The following is a 24,847-nucleotide window of genomic DNA, read 5'->3' as shown; positions in this document are numbered from 1 at the left end:
CGTAAGGGATTGCGGCGATATCCTTTATTTTCTTCTTTCAAAAAAATAAAGATAAAGCCAAAAGCCCGACCCCAAAGCTGAAGACGCATTCTCACTACATACAATCTGTCCGATTTGGGGTGACGCCCAAATAAGTTTTGATCTTCAATAAGAAATTCCTTGAAACTCTTTTTTATTGTACTTTTTATCTAAATTTGTATGATCAATCCCATTTTAGAATATCTTGAATATCATGATTACAAAAGCAAGCTTAAAAGATGTTTCTCACTTAAATACATTAATCAATTCAGCTTACCGTGGTGCTTCTTCTAAAAAAGGATGGACCACCGAAGCCAACATTCTAGAAGGACTCAGAACTACCGAAGCGGAACTTACGGAAATCATGGCCGATGCTAAAAACACGATTCTAAAATTTACGGAGAACGACCAAATAATAGGTTCTGTATTACTGATTGAAAAAGCGCAAAAACTATATTTAGGAATGTTAACGGTTTCGCCTAACCTGCAAAATAGTGGTATTGGAAAACAACTTTTGAAAGAAGCTGAAAAGCAAGCTTTGGCCTTGGGATTACCAAAAATTGTAATGACTGTCATATCTGTTAGAACTGAATTAATAGCATGGTACCAGCGTCATGGCTATGTAGATACTGGAGAAAGAGATCCTTTCCCTAGCAGTGATGTTCATATTTCAATCTCTGAAAAACCTTTGGAGTTTATGGTTTTAGAGAAAAAATTAAGCTAAATTAACACTTCATTTTCAAGATTATAAACTATTCATTTAATACTATTAAAATCAAATGGCAAACAATAGCAAAACACTCGTTATAAAAGATTTAAAAGAGAAATCTATCTTGGTATCCAGAGTCTTTAAAGCTCCTCGTGATAAAGTTTGGCGTGCTTATACCGAAAGTGAATACTTGGAAAAATGGTGGGGACCACAACCATGGAAAGCCGAGACCAAATCCATAAGCTTTACCGTTGGTGGCTATTGGTTGTATGCGATGGTAGGCCCCAAAAACGAAAAGCACTGGAGTCGAATGGATTATACTGCAATAAAACCATACGAAAGTTTGGAAATTAAAGATGGTTTTTGTGATGAAGAGGGGAATTTAAACACTTCCCTACCCGTTTCAACTGGATCTATTATTTTTAATCCAAGTGATTCAGGTACTTTGGTAGAATTCAAAATGTTCTATAACACTGAAAAAGAAGTGGAAACTATGATTGAAATGGGTTTTGAGCAAGGCATTACAACTTGTCTTGAACAATTAGAAAGGCTATTTCAAGAAAATAAAATATAACTAAAAACCCAATCCAAAAACAACAAATTAGTGAATCATAGCTGAGATTATCAGCATTAATTTAAGCTCAGAACATAATGAAAAACTTGGTTTATTTAGGATGTATGCTCTCTAACAAAGAGACAAGAACTCCATTTAATTCTTGAAGCGTACTAGGATTTGTAACTACCCCTATTTCATTCATTTTACTTTTGATGGTTCCAATAGTCAAAGTCGCTTTTTGGGGTGTATTAGTCCCCAAGGCCGAAAGCGTTAATAACAACGATGCTAATGCCTTGTCGCCACCCATTTGCATGGGAGATACACTGATTGCAGCAACTGGTTTATCATTCAATTCTCCTGAAGAAACGAGCCAATCTAATGCGTTTTTTAATACACCGGGAATACCAAAAGCATATTCGGGAGTAGAGAATATAATGCCATCAGCCGCTTTAATTTGGTTTCTAAAATAGGTAACTGTGGGTATTCCTTCGGTTATTTCAGGGTTAAAATGAGGCAATTGATCCAATCCATCAACTATATTTAGAATAACATTTTCTGGAGCAATCTTAGCTACTTCCCTTAAAATATTAGTATTTGCTGAAGTTGATTTCAAACTTCCCGAAATGGCAATAATAGTCGTACCCTGTTTCATTTTTCTTATTTATTTCAAAAATAGAAAAGTAAAAACTAACCTCGTTAATTAGTTTTTACTTTTTTAAATTCAATTTTATAACCATATTCCTTCTGTAGCATCTTACAGAAGATACTATTTTTATAACGCAGGAGCCAGAGGAAAATCTACAGGAACTTGAGTTAAATTATGCAAAAAATTCATCGCCGTTTTATCGCTTACTAGCAAAATCAAATCTACTAAATTTTCATTAGTATAGCCCTGTGCAAAAAATCCATCTACTGCTTCTGTGCTTGCATTTCCTTTGTTTGCAGCTATCTCTGCTGAAAGTTGTACTAAAGCATTTAATTTGGTATCCGTACTTTTACCTTTACGAATGTCTAACAATTGGTCATCCGAGAAGCCATTCATTTTACCTAAAACCAGATGGGCACTTTGGCAGTAAACACATCCATTAACTTGGCTTACAATTAAATTCACTGCTTCTTTTTCTTTATTATTCAAAGAAGTTTTTGCATTTTGATAAGCCAAAAAACGAGATAATCCGTTAGTAGAATGCGCGATAGTAGCGTATAAATTTGGTACAAAACCCAATGCTTTTTGTAGATTGTCAAAAATGTCTTGGTTTGCTGGGGCTACTTGTTCTCTAGTTGGAACTGTAAATGTTGTCATTTTATTTTTGTTTAAATTGGTTGTCAATATTGACTTAGCAAAGATGCGACAGCAATAAACAGTATAAAATGGATAATAAACGCCAGTTGATGGACGATTTATTTCTTTGAAATTTACAGCACTAACTCTTCAAACAAGCGTTGAATGGTTTTTTCTAAATCGTCACACAATCCTGGATGGGGTCTTGAAGTTTGAATTACGGAACTGCGCAAGGCCGTTAACCAACGAAAACGAGACGGAATATCCATTACTGCTATTGACCCACCATCTTTTGTACCGTGTGCTACTTTTTCGAAAGCAGATAAGTTCATTTGGATTTGTTCTACATCAGCTTCTGTCGAAAAAGAAAGAACTCTTTCAACGTTTAAAGCATGAATTACTTTTATAAATTTGGCTTTTTTGCAAAATAGAATAACCCCTACATTCAGGAATTCTTCGCGCTCTACCCTAGGTACAACCCGAATTACAGCATACTCATATAAGTTTTTCTCTTGCATTTTGTGCTTCCTTTATAAAAATTTCTGAATGATTTAAGCGGGTCAATAGGAACTGTAAATATACATTTCTCAATTCGGCAGGTGTGGCTTCTACGTCTTCCCATTGCAACCAATCCTCTGGGATTAGGCTAACAATCTCCTGAAGAATTTCTGGAGTTAATAGTTTTTTGAAAGCGGTATCCGTTTCAGTTAATGCGGATGCTTGAGGCAATAATACGTGGTCTTTGATCAAGGCAAACGGACTTTGAGCATGATTCTCCCAATTTGTCCAAGAATGATGAAAATACAAACTTGCGCCATGATCAATAAGCCATAATTCTTTATGCCAAATCAACATATTGGTGTTTCTAAACGTTCGGTCCACATTAGTAATGTAAGCATCCAGCCATACAATTTGCGAAGCCAAAACGGGATCAACAACGGTTACAACAGGATCGAAATTAATCGCTCCCGATAAAAAATGCAGTGCTAGATTCATCCCCTGACTTCCTTGTAATAAATCCTGAATTTCCTCATCGGCCTCTGTTCGTCCAAAGGCTTCATCGAGATTAGCAAAGACAAGTTCTGGCATTTTAATACCCAATGCACGTGCGATTTCACCACCAATCAATTCGGCGATTAAGGCTTTTACACCATGACCAGCACCTTTAAATTTAAGTACGTATTTGAAATCATCATCGGCTTCCGCCAAAGCAGGCAAGGAACCGCCTTCCCGCAAAGGAGTGATGTACCGCGTAACATTTACGGTTCGAAGATTGAAGTTGGTTTTCATATTCGGGTTTTACTGAAGTACAAACTTACAAATAACTAGACTGAGTTTCAAGATTGTTTTCTATTAAAGAAAAACCACTCACTATTTATTTAATGAGATTCCTCCTTCGTCGGAATGACAAAAATACGAGAAACTAAGTAGTGTAAAATTACAAGAGGCATTAATCCTGATTCTCTAAACTCAAAAATGCTTTCCCTAAATATTTAATTATATCCGAAGCGATAAAGGATTGATAGCCCGTTTCAGGCAAAGCAATATCTGCGGTCAAACCGTGAAGGTAAACGCCGAGAATTGCAGCGTCAATAGGTTCATACGATTGAGCCAGTAAACTAGTAATTATTCCAGTGAGTGCATCACCACTTCCCGCTGTTGCCAAAGCGGCATTTCCAGTTGTGTTTTCGTAAACCGTATCCCCATCAATAATTTGCGTTGGCGCGCCTTTCATTACAATAACGACATTGTATTGTTTAGAAAAAGTAATCGTTTTATCGAATTTATCTTCGTCTGAAGTCCATTTTCCTATTAAGCGTTCTAATTCTTTGGGATGCGGCGTTAGGATAGTTTTTGGTTGTAATAATTTCAGCAAATCTTTATTTTTTGACAAAATATTTAAGGCATCGGCATCGATTACTAGCGGAATTTTGTTGGTTTTTAGGAAATCATGAACTGCTTTTTGAGTTTCTGTTTCTTGTCCTAAACCTGGACCTATAGCAATCGCTTGTGGTTTTATGTTGAATGTAATGTTGGAAATATATTTCTCGCTTTCATCGGTAAGCGTCATGACTTCGGGATTTGAAATTTGCAGAATTTCATAACCACATTCAGGAACATAAGACGTTACGAGTCCGCAACCCGATTTAAGACAAGCTCTAGAAGCCAGTACGGCTGCTCCTATCTTTCCATAACTTCCTGCAATAATTAATGCGTGCCCCTGAATCCCCTTGTGAGTTTGAGAATCAATGGGTTTGTAACGTTGTATGATTTCGGCTTTATGGATAGAAATGGGCTGTTTCATTTTTGAATTATTTGTTTAAAAATACAAAATTAATAGGGAAACGAAATCCCCTAGCCCAGATTGAAATGGAAATCCTTTTTATTTTTTCTTTAAAAATAAAAAGATTGCAGTGCAAAGCTGGATATAGCTCCTAAATAGTATTGAATTTACATATTTAATGCCTTTAATATGATAATTTTTCAATAATTTAGCGACTTCAAATTTTATATACACACACAATGAAAAATACTGCGCTTACGCACATACACGAAAGTTTGGGAGCAAAAATGCTTCCGTTTGCTGGATACAATATGCCTATTTTATATGAAGGGGTGAATGCTGAACATGAAACAGTTAGAAATGCTGTGGGTGTTTTTGATGTTTCGCACATGGGGGAATTCTTGCTTTCGGGTCCAAATGCTTTGGCTTTGATCCAAAAAGTGACTTCAAATGATGCTTCTGTATTGACAATAGGAAGAGCACAATATTCTTGTTTACCAAACGATAAAGGTGGTGTTGTAGATGATTTGATTATCTATAAAATGAAAGAAGAACAGTATCTATTGGTTGTAAATGCTTCGAATATTGAAAAAGACTGGAACTGGATTTCATCTCATAATGATTTGGGAGTGGACATGAAAAACATTTCTGAAGACTATTCCTTATTAGCGATTCAAGGACCAAAAGCAGTTGAAGCAATGCAATCTTTGTCTTCAATAGATTTGGCTGCCATAAAATATTACCATTTTGAAGTGGCTGATTTTGCTGGAATTGACAATGTGATTATCTCTGCAACGGGTTACACTGGTTCAGGAGGTTTTGAGATTTACTGCAAAAATACTGAAGTGGAACAAATATGGAATAAAGTTTTTGAAGCTGGAGCGGCTTTTGGAATCAAACCAATTGGTTTAGCGGCAAGAGATACGTTGCGTCTTGAAATGGGTTTCTGTTTGTACGGGAATGACATTAGCGACACCACTTCTCCACTTGAAGCTGGATTAGGATGGATTACTAAATTCACAAAAGAGTTTACGAATTCTGAAAACTTGAAAAAACAAAAAGAAGAAGGTGTTACTAGAAAATTAGTTGCTTTTGAAATGCAAGAACGTGCAGTACCAAGACATGACTACGAAATCGTAGACGGAACTGGAGCTGTAATTGGGATTGTAACTTCAGGAACAATGTCTCCATCAATGAACAAAGGAATTGGTCTAGGTTATGTAACTGTAGCTAACAGCGCATTGGATAACGACATCTATATTCGCATCAGAAAAAATGATGTTCCTGCGAAAGTGGTAAAATTGCCATTCTACAAGAAATAAAATAGCTATTTAACCGCTAATTTTAAAATTGGCGGTTATAAATCATAAAAAACAGCGAATTTAAAGTTGCTTTATGTAATTTTATAATAACCAAAACGCTTTCTTTTTTTATGAATAAAATTTTAATCGTATTTTTCCTGTTTCCGTTTTTAGCACTTGCTCAAAATGAGGTTAAAACATGTGAGATACTTTCTAAAATAAACACACTTATACAAAACAAACATATTCAGCCTAAACCGGTAGACGACAGTCTATCGGTTTTTGTTTTTGATACTTTCATTGACAATCTCGACAATTCCAGAAATGTTTTCTTAAAATCCGAATACGATTTACTTGCTAAAAAGTACCGTTTAAATATTGATGATTTTATAAAAAATAAAAACTGTAGCTTTTTGACAGACATTATTTCTGTTTATAAAGGAGATCTCTTACGAAATCAGTCGATTTTAGAAAAAATGAAATTGGAAAATATTGATTATGAACAGAAAGATACTATTCGGTTTTACAAAAAAATATTTCCAATCTACATGCAGCAAATAGATGTAGAAAAAGTTTTGAAGAAAAAAGTGCGATACGAAATTCTTGAAGATATCGCCGCTGCAAATGAAAACAGAGACTCCTTAAATTTACATTTCACTTCATTAGAAAAAGAAACAAAAAACAGAATCATAGAAAATGAACTTTGTAAAATAAATGCCATCCTTCAAAATGAAATTAATTATCAAGAAGCTCTTTTTACCATTTTTTGTTCCTATTTTGATCCACACACTGCTTATTTCAGTAATGATTCAAAATCTAGTTTTGTAGCTTCTTTATCAAAAGAACACCTTTCACTGGGAATGAATGTGAATTTAAATAAACGAAATGAAATTATTGTACAAGATCTAGATGCCAATGGTCCTGCCTTTAAAACTGGTAAAATAAAAAAAGGAGATCAAATTGTTTCCATTTCAAACCTTAAAGATACCCTGCAGGTTTCCTGCGCTACACTGGAGTCTATATCCAATATGATTTTATCCGATTCTAATAAACAAATCATGTTAACCTTAAGACGGAATTCAGGCAAGTCATTTGATGTGGTCGTAGAGAAACAACTAATTAAAGATGAGGGGAATTCAGTTTACAGCTTTGTCATAGAAAACAACAATAAGAAATTTGGTTATGTAAAGATTCCAAGTTTTTATGGTGATCTGGAAGGAAATAATGGAAAAGGTTGTGCCGAAGACACTGCCATGGAAGTACTTAAATTACAAAAAGACAATATCAAAGGGTTAATTATCGATTTAACCGATAATGGTGGTGGCTCGATGGAAGAAGCCATAAAATTGGCAGGAATGTTCATTGATTCTGGTCCGATTTCTATTGTAGTTAACAATAACCAAGACCGAACGGTTATTAACGACCCCTACAAAGGAATGATTTATAAAGAACCGATCGTGGTGCTTATAAACGGAAATTCAGCTTCAGCAAGTGAATTTTTTTCTTCAATACTTCAGGATTACAATAGGGCAATATTAGTGGGAAGTACTTCAGTAGGAAAAGCAACTATGCAATCTATTTTTCCTCTAGAAAATAATGATGATGAAAACTTTGTAAAAATAACCATTAATAAGTTTTACCGAATAAACGGGAAAAGCCATCAAGGAATTGGTGTAATTCCAAACATAAAACTACCTGCAATTTATGAAACTATTACTCAAAAAGAGAGCAATAGCCCCACTGCCTTAAAAAATGACAGTATTGCAAGTACTATTTATTTTTTACCCTATATGTCTACTAAAGCGGTGTCAAAAATAGTGGAAAACAGTAAAAATAGAATTGCAGTAAACCTGACTTTGAATGAAGTAATTCAAATCAATAAAAAAATTGAAGAACTCCTTGAAAAACCTAAATCGGCTGTACCAATAACTATCGATGCCATATTCAAAGAACAAACTATTATAAGTCAATTATGGGAACTTATAGACTCTTTTGAAACCCGAAATAACGGATTAAACATTTACAATTCCAATATAAATAATTTTCTATTAACCCTTTATCCAAACGAGAACGAGAATAACAAATTTCAATTGGAAAATTTGAAAACAAATCACTATTTAAATGAGTCAATATCGATACTTGATGACGCAAATTCTTTGAAAAGAAATTAAAAAAGCACTAATTACCTTAATTTATTGAAAAGAAGATACTATGATTTTGGTAAAATAAGGAATAACTGTATTTTTGCAGTTCAAAATAATAAATTAGAAATGGGAAGAGCGTTTGAATTCAGAAAAGGTAGAAAAATGAAACGTTGGTCAGCAATGGCTAAAGCATTTACCAGAATTGGAAAAGATATTGTAATGGCCGTTAAGGAAGGTGGACCAAATCCTGAAGCTAACTCAAGATTAAGAGCCGTTATTCAAAATTCAAAGGCAGCTAATATGCCTAAAGAAAATGTAGAACGTGCTATCAAAAAAGCAACCGATAAAGATACTGCCAACTATAAAGAAGTTTTATTTGAAGGCTATGCACCACATGGAATTGCTATTTTAGTAGAAACTGCTACTGACAATAATAATAGAACAGTTGCCAATGTTAGAAGTTATTTTAACAAATGCAACGGTACAATGGGAACACAAGGTTCAGTAGAATTTATGTTTGACCATACGTGTAACTTCCGAATTCCTGCTGAGGGATTGGATGCTGAAGAATTAGAATTAGAATTAATTGATTTTGGTGCTGAGGAAGTTTTTGAAGATGAAGATGGAATTTTAATCTACGCTCCTTTTACAAGCTTTGGAACTATTCAAAAAGAATTAGAAAATCGTAATATTGAAATCCTTTCTTCTGGATTTGAAAGAATTCCGCAAATCACTAAAAAACTAACAGAAGCTGAAATGGCTGATGTAGAAAAATTGATTGAAAAAATGGAAGAAGATGATGATGTAATGAACGTGTACCATACAATGGAAGAAGCATAATACTTCTTTCTTATAATAGATAAAACTCTAGCTTCGGCTGGAGTTTTTTGTTTGAAATTATTGAAAATTTTAAAATCGATTCGAATGTTATTTCTTTTTTTAAGTATATTATGTAGCGTTACAGTAGGCGTTATCTTTAAAGTTGCTCGAAAATATACCATTAGTACGACTCAAATCGTAGCTTGGAATTATGTTTTCGCACTAATACTTTGTTATTTCTTTTTTAGTCCAGATTTAAGCGTAATTGATGCGTCGATACCGTGGGAGATTTATATTCCGTTGGGGATTTTATTGCCCACCATATTCCTATTTTTAGCAGCTTCCATCAAGCATATGGGAATTGTAAAAACAGATGCTGCACAACGTCTTTCACTCTTCATTCCTATACTGGCAGCTTGGTTATTATTTAACGAAGAGTTTAACAGCCTTAAATTGGTTGCTTTCATGATTGCCCTACCCGCTTTGTTATTGATTCTTTCTAAAAAAACAGATAACGCTAACAATAAATGGATTTATCCAGCAGTCGTATTAGTTGGGTTTGGTGCTATTGACATCTTATTCAAACAAATCGCTTTGGCGACAAGCCTTCCTTTTACAACTTCATTATTTATTGTATTTGGTATTTCGCTCCTTTTAATTTTGGCAGTAGCACTTTACGAAATAGCTTTAAAAAAAGTGCCATTTAAAAGTAACAATATACTTTTTGGAACGCTTGTAGGACTGTTTAATTTTGGGAATATTTTATTTTATCTTAAAGCACATCAGGCTTTCGCCAAAAATCCATCGACTGTTTTTGCGGCTATGAATATGGGCGTAATTATCATAGGAAGCGTGGTAGGTATTTTAATATTTAAAGAAAAATTGAATACAAAAAATTATATCGGTTTATTTTTTGCCTTAGTTTCTATTGTACTTATTGCTTTTTCTCAGGTCCTGAATTAATAAAAATAATATTGAATAATTAGTGTTTATAATTGGTATATTACCTAACTATTTGTTTCATAAATACAACCGATCAAATACGCATAAATTAAAGTAAGGAACGTTAGTAAACGAGTAGTTTTTTATATTTTTTTTGATAAATGCAAGTTCATTATATTTGTCTGACTTTTGATCTATGCGAAGCCCATAAAACTAAAGGTTTTTTAAACCATTTAGAAATTAATCGTTTGAAAGTTAAGTCGTTAAAAATTAACACAAATAATACACAAGGAAAAGTCATTTATTTACAATGATTTTCCAAAGGATATAGCTGCTGATTAAAATAAATGAATCATACAACTATTCCTAATAAAGAATATCGTTCTAAGGAACGTTTTAAATTATAACATCTATGACAAACAACATTCTAATTGAAAATCAATATAATAGAACAAGTTTATTTGAAAAGGAAAATGTAAACTATTTGGTTCGTATTTTAAAAAGATTTAATACCGTACCAAAGGTAAATAACATCAATATTATTACCTCTACTAGTGCCCCTACTATTTTTAAAATTGTACCCAATAAATCAATTATAATTGGTTCGTCCTACCTAGACAAGCCTGTTTTAGCTTTAGTTTATTTACGCTATGGTATCGAATGGCAGCTCTGGTACAAAGCGTTGAATAACGAAAAAAAAGATGCTGTTTTATGTGATATAGCAGCACTTGAAGTGATTCGAATATTTTATAATTTACTCCCAAAAGACGATAAGGAAAAATTAGAAGACCTTGATTATCTCTTAATTAACTTAATTAAAAATGATGCCGATTTATGTACGGTATCTACCATAAAAAACGAAGAGCTACAGTCTTTTCACGGCTTAAAAAATCCAAATACAGAAGTTAATTCATCTTGGAAACCTATTGTTGAAAATCTAGCAAGACCTACCGAATATTTATTGATGGCTGGAGGTGATCTTAGATTGAATATTGACGAAATTCATTTGTTAAACAAATATGGTTGTCGCCCATTCCCCAGACCGGATGCATTTACATTTGCCTCATCAACAGCTTCAAGCGTTTCCAATTTTGCTTTTGACAAAACAGATAAAGTGCGAAGTATTTTAATTAGAAATAGCTTGAAAAACGGTTTTAAAGAAACAACTATCGAGTTTTCGGAATTGTTAAAAAATAATCTTCGAAAAATATTTAAACTAAATGAAGAATGTGAAATAATTTTTTCCCCATCAGGTACAGATTCCTCTCTTCAAATAGCGGCTATAACACAAATTATTTCTGATAAAGAAATTACACATATTTTGGTAGCCTCTGATGAAACAGGTAGTGGTGTGGCTTCGGCCTTGAAAGGATGTCATTTTGAAAACACAACAGCGCTTAATTATCCAATTAAAAAAGGGGATAAAATTGAAGGATTTAGAGATGTCGATGTAATTAAAATCCCTTTTAGAGATGAAAATGGCGCGTTAAAATCGGCTAAGCAATTAGACGAAGAAGTATTTAATGCTGTTTCTAAAACCAAAGATTTAGGTAGACATGTTGTGTTGCATACTATGGATCAATCTAAATTAGGCTATCAAGCTCCTAGTGACCAATTAATTAAAAAACTAAATACGCTTGAAGATTTATCAATTCAGATTATTGTAGATGGTTCACAGTTAAGACTAGATCCAAAAGACATACAAAATTACCTAAACAAAGGATATATTGTAACTATTACAGGGAGTAAATTCTTTACCGGTCCTCCCTATTGTGGCGCATTAATTCTACCTAAAAATGTCACTAAATTAATTCATTCTGTAAAAACCTCATTGCCCGCAGGTTTAACCCAATATTACAATCATTCTGATTGGCCTGCTTCATGGTTCTGCTCCAATGAATTGTCAGATGGTTATAATTATGGGTCTTATATGCGCTGGAATGCTGCCATAGTTGAAATGGATAGATATTACAAAACCCCCATTTTATACCGAAATATGGGTGTTGAAATGTTTTGTAATTTTGTTGAAGACTCCATAAAAGACGCAGGTTTTTTAGAACCTATTTATGCCGACGAAGCCAAAACAAATAGTTATAATAGTAAAGAATTTGGAATAAGAAATATCCGTACCATTTTTCCTTTCTTTATTTTTAAAGATAATGAAGCCTTATCTGTTGATAAAGTAAAAAAAATGTATACTTTATTAAACTCTGATTTATCGGATCAATTTGAAGATTCTTCTATAGAAATCATTCGGCTTGCTGCCCAAAAATGTCATATCGGCCAAGCGGTTAATGTAAAATATACAAATGATATTGCAAGTGCCGTTTTAAGAATTAGTTTGGGTTCAAGAGTAATTTCTGAAAGTTGGGTCAATAGAGATATTAGTCTCTTTTTTAGAAATATAGAATTACAAATGAACCAAATTACAATCATAATTAAAAAGATAGAATTAATTCTTAGCAATCCTGAATTGCTTGACTAAATAAAATAATTATTGCCAATTCTATTCCATAAAAAAGTCCCATTTGCAAAAGCAGATGGGACTTTTAAAATTTATAATAATAAACTTATTTTATCATTTCTATTTTTTGAACTTCTTCTTCATTGACACTGTCAAAGAATCCTTGTTCATTCATCCAGTCGTCGCTAAACACTTTACTCATGTAACGAGAACCGTGATCTGGGAAGATTGCTATTACATTACTGTTTGCATCAAATTCTCCTTCTTCAGCATATTGCTTGATGGCTTGCATCACAGCTCCTGAAGTATACCCTACAAACAATCCTTCTTTACGAGTGATTTCTCTTGCGGTATGAGCACTCTCTTCATCAGTTACTTTCATGAACTTATCGATCATGTCAAAATCGGTAGCCGATGGAATTAAGTTTTTACCTAGACCTTCTATTCTATATGGATAAATCTCGTCGTTATCAAATTCTCTTGTTTCATGGTATTTTTTCAATACAGAACCAAAAGCATCTACTCCAAGCACTTTAATATTAGGGTTTTGTTCTTTTAAATATTTTGCAGTTCCTGAAATAGTACCACCGGTACCACTACAAGCAACAAGATGGGTAATCTTTCCATTTGTTTGCTTCCATATTTCTGGTCCAGTTGATTTATAATGGGCATCAATATTCAATTGATTGAAGTATTGATTGATATACACAGATCCTTTCGTTTCTTCATGTAATCTTTTGGCAACATTATAATAAGAGCGTTCGTCATCTGCTGATACGTGAGCTGGACATACATAAACTTTTGCTCCTAAACTGCGAAGCATATCGATTTTATCTTTTGATGATTTTGAACTTACGGCAAGAATGCAATTGTACCCTTTAATGATACTTACCATTGCTAAACTAAAACCAGTATTACCTGATGTTGTTTCGATAATAGTATCTCCTGGTGATAAAATTCCTTTTTTCTCAGCCTCTTCAATAATGTATAATGCGATTCTATCTTTTGAGGAATGTCCCGGATTAAAAGCTTCTACCTTAGCATAGAAATTTCCTTCTAACTTTTCGGTGACTTTATTTAGCTTAATAAGTGGTGTGTTACCTATTAATTCTAAAACATTATTATAAGCGTTTATTTCTTCTTTCATAAAAAAATAGTTAATCAAGGGCAATTTTATTCAACCTCGAAACGTTGCAAATTTAACAAAAAATTTCGAATTACTTTTTAATTTTCTCTAAATCTAATAAAAAACTAAATTCTTTAGCTAATTCTTTAAGTGCTTCAAACCTACCCGAAGCACCTCCGTGACCAGCATCCATATTAGTATCTAAGTATAAAACCGTATCATCTTTTTTTAATGTTCGCATCTTAGCCACCCATTTTGCAGGCTCCCAGTACTGCACTTGAGAGTCATGAAGACCTGTAGAAACATAAATATTAGGATATTTTTTCTCTTTTAAGTTATCATATGGCGAGTACGACTTCATATATTTATAATACTTTTTAACATTAGGATTTCCCCATTCGTCATATTCTCCTGTTGTCAATGGAATAGAATCATCTAGCATTGTGGTCACTACATCCACAAAAGGCACTTGAGCAATAACACCATTATACAGTTGTGGTGCCATATTAATAATCGCTCCCATTAACAATCCTCCTGCAGAACCTCCCTCAGCATATAAATGTTTTGCAGATGTGTATTGATGCTCGATTACATATTTTGAGCAATCTATAAAATCAGTAAATGTATTTTTCTTTTTGGCTAATTTTCCTCCTTCATACCAAGGTCTCCCTAAATCCTCTCCCCCTCTAATATGTGCAATCGCATAAACAAATCCTCTGTCCAGTAGCGAAAGTCTTGTTGAAGAGAAATAAGCGTCCATGGAGTGTCCATATGAACCATAAGCATATAATAACAAGGGGTTTGTACCATCTTTCTTCAGGTCTTTTTTGTACACCATCGAAATAGGCACTTTGGTACCATCTTTGGCCGTAGCCCAAACTCTTTCTTCGTGGTAATTGTTTTTATCAAATTGCCCCCCTAAAACCTCTTGCTCTTTTTTAACTTCTTTTTCTTTGGTTTTCATATTGAAATCAATCACAGACGAAGGTGTTGCCATAGATTGATAGCCATAACGAAGAATATCAGTATCAAAATCAATATTAGCAGTAGTATAAGCTGTATAGGTTTCACTTTCGAAAGGTAAAAAATACTCCGCATCCCCGTTCCATGGCATAATACGGATTCTGTTCAAACCATTACTACGCTCAGAAACTACAAGAAAATCTCTAAAAATATCAATATCTTCTAGCAAAACATCCTCGCGGTGCATGATTACTTCTTCCCAATTTTTTCTATTGGTTGCCTTTTCAGGCGTTTTCATTAGCTTAAAATTAGTTGCTTTATCTTTATTGGTAACAATATAAAAACTACCTCCGTAATACGAAATACTATATTCCAGTCCGCGAACTCTTTTTTGGAAAACCTTAAATTTTCCGTTAGGATTATCGGCTAATAAAGTTCTAAACTCCGTTGTTAAAGTACTTGAAGAGCTTATTAAAATATATTTTTTTGATTTTTCCTTTCCAACCGCGACATCAAAAGTATCGTCTTCTTCAAAATAAACTAACTCATCATCTGAAGTTTCATTACCTAACTTATGTTTTAAAACTTTATCAGAACGCAAGGTTTTAGCATCTTGATTGGTATAAAACATAGTTTGGTTATCATTGGCCCACGTTGAGTTTCCAGTAGTATTTTCGATTTTATCCTTTAAAATTTCTCCTGTAGTAAGGTTTTTAACATGCAATGTGTAAATTCTCCTTCCTACGGTATCTACTGCATAAGCTGCCAGATTATTATCAATACTAATGCTAAGCCCGCTTAATTGAAAGTATTTGTGGCCTTTCGCCAATTCATTACAGTCAAACATTATTTCTTCGTTTGCCGAAAGGCTTCCCTTTTTTCTAGAATAAATAGGATAATCTTTTCCTTTTTCAAATCGGGTAATGTAGTAGTAGCCATTGTATAAATAAGGAACCGATTCATCATCCTCCTTAATTCTAGCTTTCATTTCTTCATATAAATCTTTTTGAAAATCCTTAGTATGAGCCGTCATTGCTTCATAATATTCATTTTCTTTATTAAGATAATCAATGACTTCTGGATTTTCCCTATCCTTTAACCAAAAATAATTATCGATTCTAATGTCGTCAAACTTTTCTAATTGAGTAGGAATCTTCTTTGCTATTGGTGCTTGTATCTTTTCTGTCATTTATTGAACTTTCAAATTTTTACAAAAATAACATAAAGCCCATTTAGAATACAAAAGCTTTTCATGTTATTTAACATTGGTTATTCCTTCAAATATAGTAATTTCGTGTTTCAATAACTTATAAAATAGGAAAAATGGATTTAATGGGAATGATGGGTAAATTGAAAGAAACCCAAAATAAAATTGAGGAAACAAAAAAACGTTTGGATTCAGTTCTAGTAGACGAACAAAGTACTGATGGTTTATTGAAAGTAACAATTACAGCCAACAGAAAAATAAAATCAATAACCATTGCTGATGACTTATTGCAAGACAAAGAGCAACTGGAAGATTATATGATTTTAGTACTTAATAAAGCGATCGAGAAAGCAACCAAAGTAAATGAAGCGGAACTAGATGCTGTTGCAAAAATGGATATGCCAATGATTCCAGGTATGGACAATTTGTTTAAATAGTAAAAAAATAAGTGGTGAATTAGGAGTCTCAATAGTTGAAATTTTCTAATTCACCACTTTTAATTTATAACTTAGATAAAGTTTCTAAAACATAGGTATGCATGACTTCTCTATAGTCAAGATGCGTAACCATTCTAAGCTTACCTTGTCCCATCGAACTAATTGATATGTTTTTTTGTTTTAACTTTTCAATCAATTGCTTATCCCCGTAATTGGGTGCCAAAGAAAAAATTAAAATATTCGTTTCTACAGGTTCTACAGAAGCGACCCAATCCAACTTATTCAATACCGCTGCTAATTCTTTAGCTCTTCTATGATCTTCGGCAAGGCGACTGATGTTATGTTCTAAAGCATATAGTCCGGCTGCCGCCAAATAACCCACTTGACGCATACCACCTCCTAATATTTTTCTAATTCTTAATGCACGATGAATCGTTGCTTTGTCTCCAAGTAAAACAGAACCTATTGGAGCTCCAAGCCCTTTTGACAAGCAAACTGAAATAGTGTCAAAAAGTTGCCCAAAAGACTTTGGGTCTTGCTTTTTAGCAATCAATGCATTCCAAATTCGGGCACCGTCAAGATGAAATTTTAAATTGTTAGCAACGCAAACTTCTTTTATTTTTTTTAAATCTTCAATTTCATAACAAGCTCCTCCCCCTTTATTTGTGGTATTCTCTACACAAACTAAACTCGTTAACGGACTGTGATAAGACTCGGGATCATTTATGGCTCCAGCTACTTGCTCGGCAGTGATCATTCCTCGATTACCGTCTAGCAAACAAAAAGAAACTCCACTATTAAAAGAAGCTCCTCCTCCTTCATACAGGTAAACATGAGCATATTTATCGGCAATTATTTGTTCTCCAGGTTGGGTATGTAGTTTTAAAGCTGTTTGATTTGCCATGGTTCCAGAAGGAAAAAAAAGCCCCGCTTCCATACCGAAAATTTGTGCAATAGAATCTTCTAATTCAATAACGGTAGGATCTTGCTTGTATACATCATCACCCACTCCAGCATTAAACATGTACTGCAACATTTCATAGTTAGGCTTAGTAATTGTATCGCTGACCAAATTTATTTCCATATCTTGATTTTATAAATATTTAAAAGACAAGTCACCACTTGTCACTGCATAAAATTTTCTTATTTTTGCCCCACAAAATTACATAATTTATGACAACTACCGAACAAATTAAAGGTATTGTAGAGCGCCTTGGTGCGTTGAGGAGGTATCTTTGACGTTGATGCCAAACTAATTGAAATTTCTAACGAAGAAGAAAAGACTTTTGCCCCTGATTTTTGGAACAACGCCAAGGAAGCAGAGGTTATTGTAAAAAACCTTCGTAACAAGAAAAAATGGATCGAAGATTACAATAAAGCAGTTGAAATGACTGACGAATTGCAACTAGCTTATGAGTTTTATAAAGAAGGTGAACTTACCGCAGAAGAGTTAGACGAACAATATAATCTTACTCAGAATCATATTGAAGCGATCGAATTCAAGAACATGCTTTCGGATGAAGGTGACACTTTAAGTGCTGTAGTACAAATAACTGCTGGTGCTGGTGGAACTGAAAGCTGTGATTGGGCTGAAATGCTCATGCGTATGTATATGATGTGGGGCGAAAAATATGGATACAAAATAAAAGAGTTAAACTTTCAAAAAGGAGATGCTGCAGGTATAAAAACAGTGACACTTGAATTTGAAGGCGATTATTCTTTTGGATACTTAAAAGGCGAGAATGGTGTGCATCGATTAGTGCGAATATCCCCTTTTGATAGCAACGCCAAACGCCATACGTCATTTGCTTCCGTTTATGTATATCCACTTGTTGATGATAGTATTGAAATCGACATTAATCCTGCTGATATTGAAATTACAACTTCGCGTTCCAGTGGAGCTGGAGGTCAAAATGTGAACAAAGTAGAGACCAAAGTACAGCTTTTTCATAAACCAACGGGTATCCAAATTCAGTGTTCAGAGACACGTTCTCAGCAAGACAACAGACAACGAGCGATGCAAATGTTACGCTCTCAGTTGTATGAGATTGAATTAAAAAAACAACTAGCACAGCGTGCCGATATTGAAGCGGGAAAAATGAAAATTGAATGGGGTTCCCAAATCAGGAATTACGTAATGCAACCCTATAAATTAGTAAAAGACGTTAGAACGGGTTATGAAACCAGTAATGTTGACGGCGTCATGAACGGTGAAATAGATGAGTTCCTAAAAGCCTATTTGATGATGATGGGGCAAAAGGAAGAAGAATAGAAATTCAGTTTTACATCCCTTTGATATAATCCAATAAAAAAAATCCTTTCTACCTTTAATTTTTTAAAGTTTGAGAGGATTTTTTTATTTTATGACTTATTTTTAAACGCTAGGTGTATTACTCTCTTTACAATCCGTTTTTCAAAACATTTAAATTTCCCATAATAATTGTGGGGTTTTGTTTAGGATCTAACCAATTCACTAATGACTTCATCCTTACTTCATCAATCGCCACGCAACCTGCGGTAAAAGATGGCTTTTTTATAGCCAAATGAAGAAAGATTGCACTCCCCTTCCCTTTTACAATTGGGTTTGTATTGTATTCAATAACTAAACAGTATTTATAAGCATCATTATTCAATACTAAATTCTCATACGATTTTGCATTAGTAGCTCCTTTGATGTACGTATTGTAATCCTTTGAATTGGGGTCATCAATCCATTTATCCTCAGCAGTAGTTTGTTGGTTTTCTAATAAAGTTTCAAACTGTTTTTCATAACTAAATAATTTTCCTAAACGAAAAATTCCTGTTGGCGACTTACCGTCTCCTTCCATTTTATGAAATGGCAATGCAAAGCCGTTTTTCCCTATCCCTACTTCTACCGGACCTAGTTTTACATTATAACCAGTTCCTTTTTTTTCTAAAGCTACAAAAGAAGCTGTATAATTTTCTGGCTGATAATTATACACTACAAGTAATTGTTGTACATTTTCTAAGTTATTTTTGTTCTGTTTCGCAATTAACAAAGCATTTTCAATTGTAGCATTGTTCTTTTGCGCCTTGGAATGATTAGACGAAAACAATACTAAAGTTAAAAAGATAAAAGGATTCAAAAACTTCATTTTATTAGGGATTATTTATCTAATTTTTAAGATTCTAAAAATACCTTTTTTAGATTAATCTATTTACCTTTAATGAGTATTTGTCCTTAAAAATTCAAAAAAAATATAAATAAGTAAAATCCATTCTAAAGGCAAATCAATAAAAAATGGAATGATCCCTAAAAAGACTCCTTTTTTGTTATTAAAACGTTAATATATGAATGATATAAAACTTTTACTGCAGAAAGTTTTATCTTATAGATTCAACAAATTATTTTACAAACTTTAGTACTATTTTTTTTTAATAAAAACATAGACTTCGCAAAAATCCCCTAAATACCTTGTTGACTATTATAGATGCTGAAACTATCAGTTTCTTATTATAAAACATTTTTACAGAAGCAAAAAAATAAACCATTTTTTAAATATAAATATAGTAATAGTAAGCGACAGCGGATTATCCGATCCGTTCTAGAATAAAAAAATAAATCAGATTTTACATTTAATAAAAAAACAAAATATGTCAAAATTAAACGTTAGTCAGAAATTAATTCAATCGCATCTCTTACACGGGGATATGATTGCGGGCAAGGAAATTGGAATCCAAATAGATCAGGCTTTATTGCAAGATGCTACTGGAACATTAGTCCAATTAGAGTTAGAAGCTATGGGGCTGAAAAAAGCAAAAACAGAAATTGCAGTTCAATATGTGGATCACAATTTACTGCAAACCGATTCAAAAAATGCCGATGACCATTTATTCTTACTTTCGGCAGCACAAAGATTTGGTCTTTGGTTTAGCCGACCTGGAAACGGCGTAAGTCACCCAGTACATATGGAACGATTTGGCAAACCTGGAAAAACACTCGTTGGATCTGATAGTCATTCTTGTGCTGCAGGTTCATTAGGAATGCTTGCGATCGGAACTGGTGGTTTAGATGTTGCTGCAGCAATTGCAGGTCAACCCTATTTTGTTAAAATGCCAAAAGTAATGGGTGTAAAACTCACAGGTAAATTACCAGATTGGGTTAGTGCCAAAGATGTTATTTTAGAAATGCTAAGACGTTACGATGTAAATGGTGGTGTTGGGAAAATAATAGAATATTATGGTGAGGGATTAAAAAATCTAAGTGTGATGGATCGGCATGTTATTGCCAATATGGGTGCTGAATTAGGTGCTACAACTACTGTGTTTCCCAGTGACGCCGAAACCAAACGTTTTTTAATTTCCCAAGACCGGGAATCTGATTGGACAGAATTAGTAGCCGATGCAGAAGCGACTTATGATGAATATGTCGAAATCATTTTGGACCAATTAGTCCCTTTAATTGCACTTCCTACTAGTCCTGGAAATGTAGTTCCCGTGAGCCAGGTTGCCGGGAAATCAATTTCCCAAGTCGTAATAGGTTCTTCTGCCAATCCTGGATTAAGAGATTTTTGGATTGCCGGAGCCATTGTAAAAGACAAAACTATCAACAGTGCGGTTTCTTTTGATATCAATCCTACCTCGAGACAAACAATTCAAAATATGCTGAAGAATTTTACTTTTGCAAATTTAATTACTGCAGGCGCTCGGTTTCATCAATCGGGTTGTATGGGTTGCATTGGAATGGGCCAAGCTCCCGCAACAGGAACGATCAGTTTAAGAACCATGCCGCGAAATTTCCCAAGTAGATCAGGAACAGAAGACGATCAGGTGCATTTATGCAGTCCAGAAACGGCTGCGGCATCTGCTCTGACAGGAAAAATAACTGATCCTAGAGATTTGGAAAAAATCTATGGTATGAAATATCCTAAATTTGAAAATCCTGAAATAGAAATTATCAATACCGATATGCTTGTTGCTCCTTTAGAAGATGGTTCGGCAGTTGAATTACACAAAGGACCAAATATTAAATCTATCCCTGAAATCGAAGCTTTACAGCAAGATTATCGCATTCCTATCTTATTAAAAATGGGTGATAATGTTTCAACTGATGAAATTTTGAAAGCCGGAGCCGATGTTCTCCCCCTAAGAAGTAATATCCCTGAAATTAGTAAATATACATTTAGTGTAATCGATCCTAGTTTTTATGAGCGGGCCATGAAATCAAAAAAAGAATTTGGTGGACACATCGTGATTGCAAAAGAAAATTATGCTCAAGGTTCTAGTAGAGAACATGCTGCTCTTGCTCCTAAATATTTGGGACAAGTGGCTGTCATTGCTCATAGTTATGCCCGTATTGCTTGGCAAAATTTAGTTAATTTTGGAATTGTACCTTTAGAATTTATAAACGTTTCTGATTACGACAAAATCGAACAGGGAGATTTGATTCGTTTTAAAAACCTTCGAGATGACGTTATGAATAGAAAGAATATAAAAGTATTGGTTGAAAAGGAAGACGGAAGTATTATAGAATTTGAAACCAAACACAACTTAAGTGATCGCCAAATTAATGTTCTTTCAAAAGGAGGAATCATAAATGATTTTAGATCAAAACTATAAGTTGGATTTAAACAAGTTATATATGGAACTTAAAGAATAAAAATGAATCATACATTCAAACAAACTAAAATTCTGTAGCTTTTTTTTTACTTGTTGCAGCAATATTTGGTTATTTTTGCTTGGAAAATTCATCCTTTTATGAAAAAAAATATAATCCTTTTTGTTTTGTTTATGTCTCTCACTTCTTATGGGCAGAAAAAAGTTTATTATACCGAAGATTTTAAAGAACTAGCTTCAGCTAAAGATGCAACTTACTATAGCATTTATCAAGAGAGCAAAGACGGGACACAGAGAACAACTTACTATTTAGATGGTACAATTAGAAATAGTGATCAATTTTCTAATTTGCGAAAACACATTTTAAATGGCGAATCAGTAAATTGGTACAAAAATGGAAATAAGGAATCTATTTTATTGTATACAAAAGGGAAGCAAGAAGGAATTCAAACGCGATATTATGAGAATGGCCAAATTAAACGTACCGAAAATTACAAAAATGACGAATTTATTGACGGAAAATGCTTTGATCAAAATGGCTTAGAAATTGCTTTTTTTCCGTATTATGTAAAACCTGAATTCCCAGGTGGAATGCAAGAGTTCTACCGTTATATAGGAAAAAACTTTAAGTCAAAAAACAATGCAAAAGGACTAATAAAAGTTGATTTTGTTGTCGAAATAGATGGTAGTTTGAGAGATTTTAAAATAAAAGAAGGACTAAATTACGACATGAATGTTGAAGCTCTAAGAGTACTTTTTAATAGTCCGTTATGGATTCCTGGTAAAGTAGATGGTAAAGACTCACGAGTGAAATACAGTATTCCAATAACTATAAAATAAATCTTTCAACTAAACAACTTTGTTTTTATAACCATTCAATCAAAGAAACCCCAACACCAATGGTCGTTTGTAAATTGTTATAGTCAATTAGCGTTTCACCATAACCATGTGAAAGCAACAAATATCCTTTCAAGTTATTTTTAATAGGATATGACCATGAAAAAGAAGAATTCCCCCTGGCTTTTGATCCAAAATTCAAATTATGACTCCCTATAAAGGAAAATACATTTCCATTTTTAGCATAAATTATATTTAAATCTCCTCTACCTACATATTCAGAAATATCTGGATTATCATCTTTTGTAGCTTTCATTCGCAACCAAGGTCGTATATAAACCGTCCAATTATTGCGCTCAAAACCAGCATGAAAAATAATTCTGTTCCAGCTTCTAGAAAAAGGATCACTTTTCCCATTGGATTCGTGATTAAAAGCGACACCAACCATTCGGGTTTTAAAACCAAAAACTTTTAACTTTACAGGAATATTTAAAATCAGTTCTGGTTCGTAATTCACTTCTCTAAATGGTCTTGATAGGTTATTATTATAAATTTGCCAATGCGATATTTGAGTATATGCCACCCATAAATCACCCCTTCCCCAAAAAATACCTTGCAACACTTTGGTTTTAAAACTCAATTGAAATTTAGCTTCAATATTATTGTAATCAACTCCTGCTGGTGCTATATAATCTGGATCAACATTTCCTGAATGGGGCTGCTCATTTGGATTATTTGACCAACGAACTGGTAAAACATACATGGGTTTATAAGGTGTTACTAAAAAAGTACCTCGTACAGAATTTGTATCTAATTCCCAGCGCTCCGTTAAATTATGAAGCTGTGTTTTATTATTGAATAGCGCTTGAACTTGTGCATTTAAAGAAATAAAAGAACAAAAAGTTATAATAATCGTTAATTTTATTGATATTACTTTCATATTTTAAAAACATATATTAGCCTGTAAAACTAGCTATTAACTATTGCTCTTCGTTATATATTTATTCCATTTACTTACATAAATCACACATTTAAACTTGTTAAAGAATTTCGAAATATTAGGAATTAAAGTACCAATTTGTTTTATTTGACAACTTAAACAAACCAAACACATCTAGACTTAATGAAATCCTATTCACTCGAAGAAATTAATGAAATTTTAAATGGCTGTATCATTGGTAGTGTACTACAAAAAATTACAGCTCCTGAACAACTTGAAGTAGCAAATGAATCAGAAATTTCATTTATTGGAAACAAGAAATATGAGAAATTTTGGGCAAATTCCAAAGCTGGAGTTGCTGTTGTTAACGAGGATATTTCAATAGAACCTGGAGAAAACAGAGCTTTTATTAAAGTAAAAAATGCTGATTTGGCCATGTCCCAAATATTAGCTCTTTTTGCTCCTCCAACTCCAGTATTTCAATTAGACATTCACCCTACAGCTGTAGTGGATCAAACTGCAATTATATGTAATGGGGTAAGAATTGGTGCAGGCTGTTATATAGGTCCTAAAGTAGTTCTTGGAGATAATACTACTATATATCCTAACGTGACTATTCTAGATGAAAGTACAATAGGAAAAAATACCGTAATCTGGTCTGGAACAGTGATTAGAGAACGTTGCCACGTAGGTAATGATTGTATAATACATCCAAATGCTACAATTGGTGCAGATGGATTTGGTTTTCGCCCAGATCCAGAAAGAGGTTTAGTTAAAATTCCACAAATAGGAAATGTAATTATAGGAAATAGTGTTGAAATTGGTGCAAATTCTTGCGTGGACAGAGGGAAATTTAGTTCTACAGTACTTGGTGATGGTTGTAAAATTGACAACCTAGTACAAATAGGTCATAACAGTAAGTTAGGACGTTTTTGTATTATGGCTGGTAACAGTGGATTAGCAGGTTCCGTAACCTTAGGAAATGGAGTCATTATTGGTGGAAGCGCATCAATAAAAGACCATACAACCATAGGTGATGGCGCAATTGTAGGTGCTGGATCTGGTGTTACTGGAGATATTCCTGCTGGAAAAACCATGTTAGGGTATCCCGCTGTTGAAGCACGTGACGCATTAAAACAATGGGCAATATTGAAACGATTAGTAAATGATTCAAAAAAATAATTATTCCACTTTTTATTAAATTCATAAAAAAACAGAAGCTTACTTCTGTTTTTTTGGTT

General features: G+C 33.6%; 22 protein-coding genes. 12 read left to right on the top strand and 10 right to left on the bottom strand.

Annotation, left to right across the window (positions count from 1 at the left end; all coding sequences use genetic code 11):
* The first annotated feature begins 232 nt into the window (after window positions 1-232).
* Both AB3G39_RS08150 and AB3G39_RS08145 read left to right on the top strand, forming a co-directional pair.
* Window positions 233-742, top strand: coding sequence for a GNAT family N-acetyltransferase (locus AB3G39_RS08150; RefSeq protein WP_369764783.1), 510 nt, complete (start codon window positions 233-235; stop codon window positions 740-742).
* 55 nt (window positions 743-797) lie between these two features.
* Entirely contained in the window at window positions 798-1,301 is a 504-nt protein-coding gene (locus AB3G39_RS08145; RefSeq protein ID WP_369752147.1) for an SRPBCC domain-containing protein, read from the top strand.
* A 91-nt stretch (window positions 1,302-1,392) separates the two neighbouring features.
* On the opposite strand, the gene AB3G39_RS08140 is transcribed toward AB3G39_RS08145, so the two are convergent.
* The 5 genes from AB3G39_RS08140 to AB3G39_RS08120 form a co-directional block, all read right to left on the bottom strand.
* The gene (locus tag AB3G39_RS08140; protein ID WP_369764782.1) at window positions 1,393-1,935 is read right to left on the bottom strand and encodes an NADPH-dependent FMN reductase; all 543 of its coding nucleotides are present in this window, start codon (window positions 1,933-1,935) and stop codon (window positions 1,393-1,395) included.
* Window positions 1,936-2,055: 120 nt separating this feature from the next.
* Window positions 2,056-2,586, bottom strand: a complete 531-nt coding sequence (locus AB3G39_RS08135; protein ID WP_367753957.1) for a carboxymuconolactone decarboxylase family protein — start codon at window positions 2,584-2,586, stop codon at window positions 2,056-2,058.
* 113 nt (window positions 2,587-2,699) lie between these two features.
* Entirely contained in the window at window positions 2,700-3,083 is a 384-nt protein-coding gene (locus AB3G39_RS08130; RefSeq protein ID WP_367753959.1) for a DUF3037 domain-containing protein, read from the bottom strand.
* Window positions 3,061-3,855 (bottom strand): HipA family kinase, encoded by a 795-nt coding sequence (locus AB3G39_RS08125; protein WP_367770790.1) that lies wholly within the window; start codon window positions 3,853-3,855, stop codon window positions 3,061-3,063. The genes AB3G39_RS08130 and AB3G39_RS08125 overlap by 23 nt, the downstream gene beginning before the upstream one ends.
* Before the next feature lie 160 nt (window positions 3,856-4,015).
* Window positions 4,016-4,870, bottom strand: coding sequence for an NAD(P)H-hydrate dehydratase (locus AB3G39_RS08120; RefSeq protein WP_369764780.1), 855 nt, complete (start codon window positions 4,868-4,870; stop codon window positions 4,016-4,018).
* Between the two features lie 218 nt (window positions 4,871-5,088).
* On the opposite strand from AB3G39_RS08120, the gene gcvT reads away from it, so the two are divergent.
* The 5 genes from gcvT to AB3G39_RS08095 all read left to right on the top strand — a co-directional run bounded on the left by gcvT (window position 5,089) and on the right by AB3G39_RS08095 (window position 12,540).
* Window positions 5,089-6,171 (top strand): glycine cleavage system aminomethyltransferase GcvT, encoded by a 1,083-nt coding sequence (gcvT, locus tag AB3G39_RS08115; RefSeq protein ID WP_369752150.1) that lies wholly within the window; start codon window positions 5,089-5,091, stop codon window positions 6,169-6,171.
* Window positions 6,172-6,281: 110 nt separating this feature from the next.
* On the top strand, window positions 6,282-8,321 hold the full coding sequence (locus tag AB3G39_RS08110; RefSeq protein ID WP_369764779.1) for a S41 family peptidase: 2,040 nt from the start codon (window positions 6,282-6,284) through the stop codon (window positions 8,319-8,321).
* A 99-nt stretch (window positions 8,322-8,420) separates the two neighbouring features.
* Entirely contained in the window at window positions 8,421-9,134 is a 714-nt protein-coding gene (locus AB3G39_RS08105) for a YebC/PmpR family DNA-binding transcriptional regulator (RefSeq protein WP_367757957.1), read from the top strand.
* An 84-nt stretch (window positions 9,135-9,218) separates the two neighbouring features.
* A complete protein-coding gene (locus tag AB3G39_RS08100) occupies window positions 9,219-10,076 on the top strand; it encodes an EamA/RhaT family transporter (RefSeq protein ID WP_369764778.1) in 858 nt (285 codons plus the stop codon).
* A gap of 391 nt (window positions 10,077-10,467) precedes the next feature.
* The gene (locus AB3G39_RS08095; RefSeq protein WP_369764777.1) at window positions 10,468-12,540 is read left to right on the top strand and encodes a hypothetical protein; all 2,073 of its coding nucleotides are present in this window, start codon (window positions 10,468-10,470) and stop codon (window positions 12,538-12,540) included.
* A gap of 85 nt (window positions 12,541-12,625) precedes the next feature.
* Here the strand turns inward: AB3G39_RS08095 and AB3G39_RS08090 are convergent, their stop codons facing one another.
* Together AB3G39_RS08090 and AB3G39_RS08085 are read right to left on the bottom strand one after the other, a co-directional pair.
* Window positions 12,626-13,666: a PLP-dependent cysteine synthase family protein gene (locus AB3G39_RS08090; RefSeq protein WP_367753975.1), complete on the bottom strand. Its 1,041-nt coding sequence runs from the start codon at window positions 13,664-13,666 to the stop codon at window positions 12,626-12,628.
* Window positions 13,667-13,736: 70 nt separating this feature from the next.
* Window positions 13,737-15,797, bottom strand: coding sequence for a S9 family peptidase (locus AB3G39_RS08085; RefSeq protein WP_369764776.1), 2,061 nt, complete (start codon window positions 15,795-15,797; stop codon window positions 13,737-13,739).
* A 134-nt stretch (window positions 15,798-15,931) separates the two neighbouring features.
* On the opposite strand from AB3G39_RS08085, the gene AB3G39_RS08080 reads away from it, so the two are divergent.
* On the top strand, window positions 15,932-16,252 hold the full coding sequence (locus AB3G39_RS08080; RefSeq protein WP_367753977.1) for a YbaB/EbfC family nucleoid-associated protein: 321 nt from the start codon (window positions 15,932-15,934) through the stop codon (window positions 16,250-16,252).
* A gap of 64 nt (window positions 16,253-16,316) precedes the next feature.
* Here AB3G39_RS08080 and AB3G39_RS08075 read toward each other — a convergent pair whose 3' ends face one another.
* Window positions 16,317-17,336, bottom strand: coding sequence for a low specificity L-threonine aldolase (locus AB3G39_RS08075; RefSeq protein WP_367770812.1), 1,020 nt, complete (start codon window positions 17,334-17,336; stop codon window positions 16,317-16,319).
* An 89-nt stretch (window positions 17,337-17,425) separates the two neighbouring features.
* On the opposite strand from AB3G39_RS08075, the gene prfB reads away from it, so the two are divergent.
* A protein-coding gene (gene prfB, locus AB3G39_RS08070; protein ID WP_367770814.1) for a peptide chain release factor 2 occupies window positions 17,426-18,524 on the top strand; the annotation gives its coding sequence in 2 pieces (ribosomal slippage) (window positions 17,426-17,488 and window positions 17,490-18,524; 1,098 coding nt in all).
* 127 nt (window positions 18,525-18,651) lie between these two features.
* On the opposite strand, the gene AB3G39_RS08065 is transcribed toward prfB, so the two are convergent.
* Window positions 18,652-19,368 (bottom strand): L,D-transpeptidase, encoded by a 717-nt coding sequence (locus AB3G39_RS08065; RefSeq protein WP_367770817.1) that lies wholly within the window; start codon window positions 19,366-19,368, stop codon window positions 18,652-18,654.
* A gap of 499 nt (window positions 19,369-19,867) precedes the next feature.
* On the opposite strand from AB3G39_RS08065, the gene AB3G39_RS08060 reads away from it, so the two are divergent.
* Together AB3G39_RS08060 and AB3G39_RS08055 are read left to right on the top strand one after the other, a co-directional pair.
* On the top strand, window positions 19,868-21,832 hold the full coding sequence (locus AB3G39_RS08060) for an aconitate hydratase (protein ID WP_369769808.1): 1,965 nt from the start codon (window positions 19,868-19,870) through the stop codon (window positions 21,830-21,832).
* Between the two features lie 138 nt (window positions 21,833-21,970).
* Window positions 21,971-22,669 (top strand): energy transducer TonB, encoded by a 699-nt coding sequence (locus tag AB3G39_RS08055; RefSeq protein ID WP_369769807.1) that lies wholly within the window; start codon window positions 21,971-21,973, stop codon window positions 22,667-22,669.
* 25 nt (window positions 22,670-22,694) lie between these two features.
* On the opposite strand, the gene AB3G39_RS08050 is transcribed toward AB3G39_RS08055, so the two are convergent.
* On the bottom strand, window positions 22,695-23,606 hold the full coding sequence (locus tag AB3G39_RS08050) for a phospholipase A (protein ID WP_367770825.1): 912 nt from the start codon (window positions 23,604-23,606) through the stop codon (window positions 22,695-22,697).
* A 183-nt stretch (window positions 23,607-23,789) separates the two neighbouring features.
* Here AB3G39_RS08050 and lpxD point away from each other — a divergent pair, with 183 nt between their 5' ends.
* Entirely contained in the window at window positions 23,790-24,788 is a 999-nt protein-coding gene (gene lpxD / locus AB3G39_RS08045; RefSeq protein WP_369769806.1) for a UDP-3-O-(3-hydroxymyristoyl)glucosamine N-acyltransferase, read from the top strand.
* The last annotated feature ends 59 nt before the right edge of the window (window positions 24,789-24,847 follow it).

Source organism: Flavobacterium sp. WC2416, assembly GCF_041200095.1.
In the GTDB taxonomy this organism is placed as follows: domain Bacteria; phylum Bacteroidota; class Bacteroidia; order Flavobacteriales; family Flavobacteriaceae; genus Flavobacterium.
The sequence above is the reverse complement of the archived record's forward strand: the minus strand, read 5'-3'. Positions and strand labels throughout refer to the sequence as shown.

Coding starts and splice junctions, on each gene's coding strand:
- AB3G39_RS08150 (WP_369764783.1), top strand. CDS start 233: ATGATTACAAAAGCAAGCTTAAAAGATGTTTCTCACTTAAATACATTA.
- AB3G39_RS08145 (WP_369752147.1), top strand. CDS start 798: ATGGCAAACAATAGCAAAACACTCGTTATAAAAGATTTAAAAGAGAAA.
- AB3G39_RS08140 (WP_369764782.1), bottom strand. CDS start 1,935: ATGAAACAGGGTACGACTATTATTGCCATTTCGGGAAGTTTGAAATCA.
- AB3G39_RS08135 (WP_367753957.1), bottom strand. CDS start 2,586: ATGACAACATTTACAGTTCCAACTAGAGAACAAGTAGCCCCAGCAAAC.
- AB3G39_RS08130 (WP_367753959.1), bottom strand. CDS start 3,083: ATGCAAGAGAAAAACTTATATGAGTATGCTGTAATTCGGGTTGTACCT.
- AB3G39_RS08125 (WP_367770790.1), bottom strand. CDS start 3,855: ATGAAAACCAACTTCAATCTTCGAACCGTAAATGTTACGCGGTACATC.
- AB3G39_RS08120 (WP_369764780.1), bottom strand. CDS start 4,870: ATGAAACAGCCCATTTCTATCCATAAAGCCGAAATCATACAACGTTAC.
- gcvT (WP_369752150.1), top strand. CDS start 5,089: ATGAAAAATACTGCGCTTACGCACATACACGAAAGTTTGGGAGCAAAA.
- AB3G39_RS08110 (WP_369764779.1), top strand. CDS start 6,282: ATGAATAAAATTTTAATCGTATTTTTCCTGTTTCCGTTTTTAGCACTT.
- AB3G39_RS08105 (WP_367757957.1), top strand. CDS start 8,421: ATGGGAAGAGCGTTTGAATTCAGAAAAGGTAGAAAAATGAAACGTTGG.
- AB3G39_RS08100 (WP_369764778.1), top strand. CDS start 9,219: ATGTTATTTCTTTTTTTAAGTATATTATGTAGCGTTACAGTAGGCGTT.
- AB3G39_RS08095 (WP_369764777.1), top strand. CDS start 10,468: ATGACAAACAACATTCTAATTGAAAATCAATATAATAGAACAAGTTTA.
- AB3G39_RS08090 (WP_367753975.1), bottom strand. CDS start 13,666: ATGAAAGAAGAAATAAACGCTTATAATAATGTTTTAGAATTAATAGGT.
- AB3G39_RS08085 (WP_369764776.1), bottom strand. CDS start 15,797: ATGACAGAAAAGATACAAGCACCAATAGCAAAGAAGATTCCTACTCAA.
- AB3G39_RS08080 (WP_367753977.1), top strand. CDS start 15,932: ATGGATTTAATGGGAATGATGGGTAAATTGAAAGAAACCCAAAATAAA.
- AB3G39_RS08075 (WP_367770812.1), bottom strand. CDS start 17,336: ATGGAAATAAATTTGGTCAGCGATACAATTACTAAGCCTAACTATGAA.
- AB3G39_RS08065 (WP_367770817.1), bottom strand. CDS start 19,368: ATGAAGTTTTTGAATCCTTTTATCTTTTTAACTTTAGTATTGTTTTCG.
- AB3G39_RS08060 (WP_369769808.1), top strand. CDS start 19,868: ATGTCAAAATTAAACGTTAGTCAGAAATTAATTCAATCGCATCTCTTA.
- AB3G39_RS08055 (WP_369769807.1), top strand. CDS start 21,971: ATGAAAAAAAATATAATCCTTTTTGTTTTGTTTATGTCTCTCACTTCT.
- AB3G39_RS08050 (WP_367770825.1), bottom strand. CDS start 23,606: ATGAAAGTAATATCAATAAAATTAACGATTATTATAACTTTTTGTTCT.
- lpxD (WP_369769806.1), top strand. CDS start 23,790: ATGAAATCCTATTCACTCGAAGAAATTAATGAAATTTTAAATGGCTGT.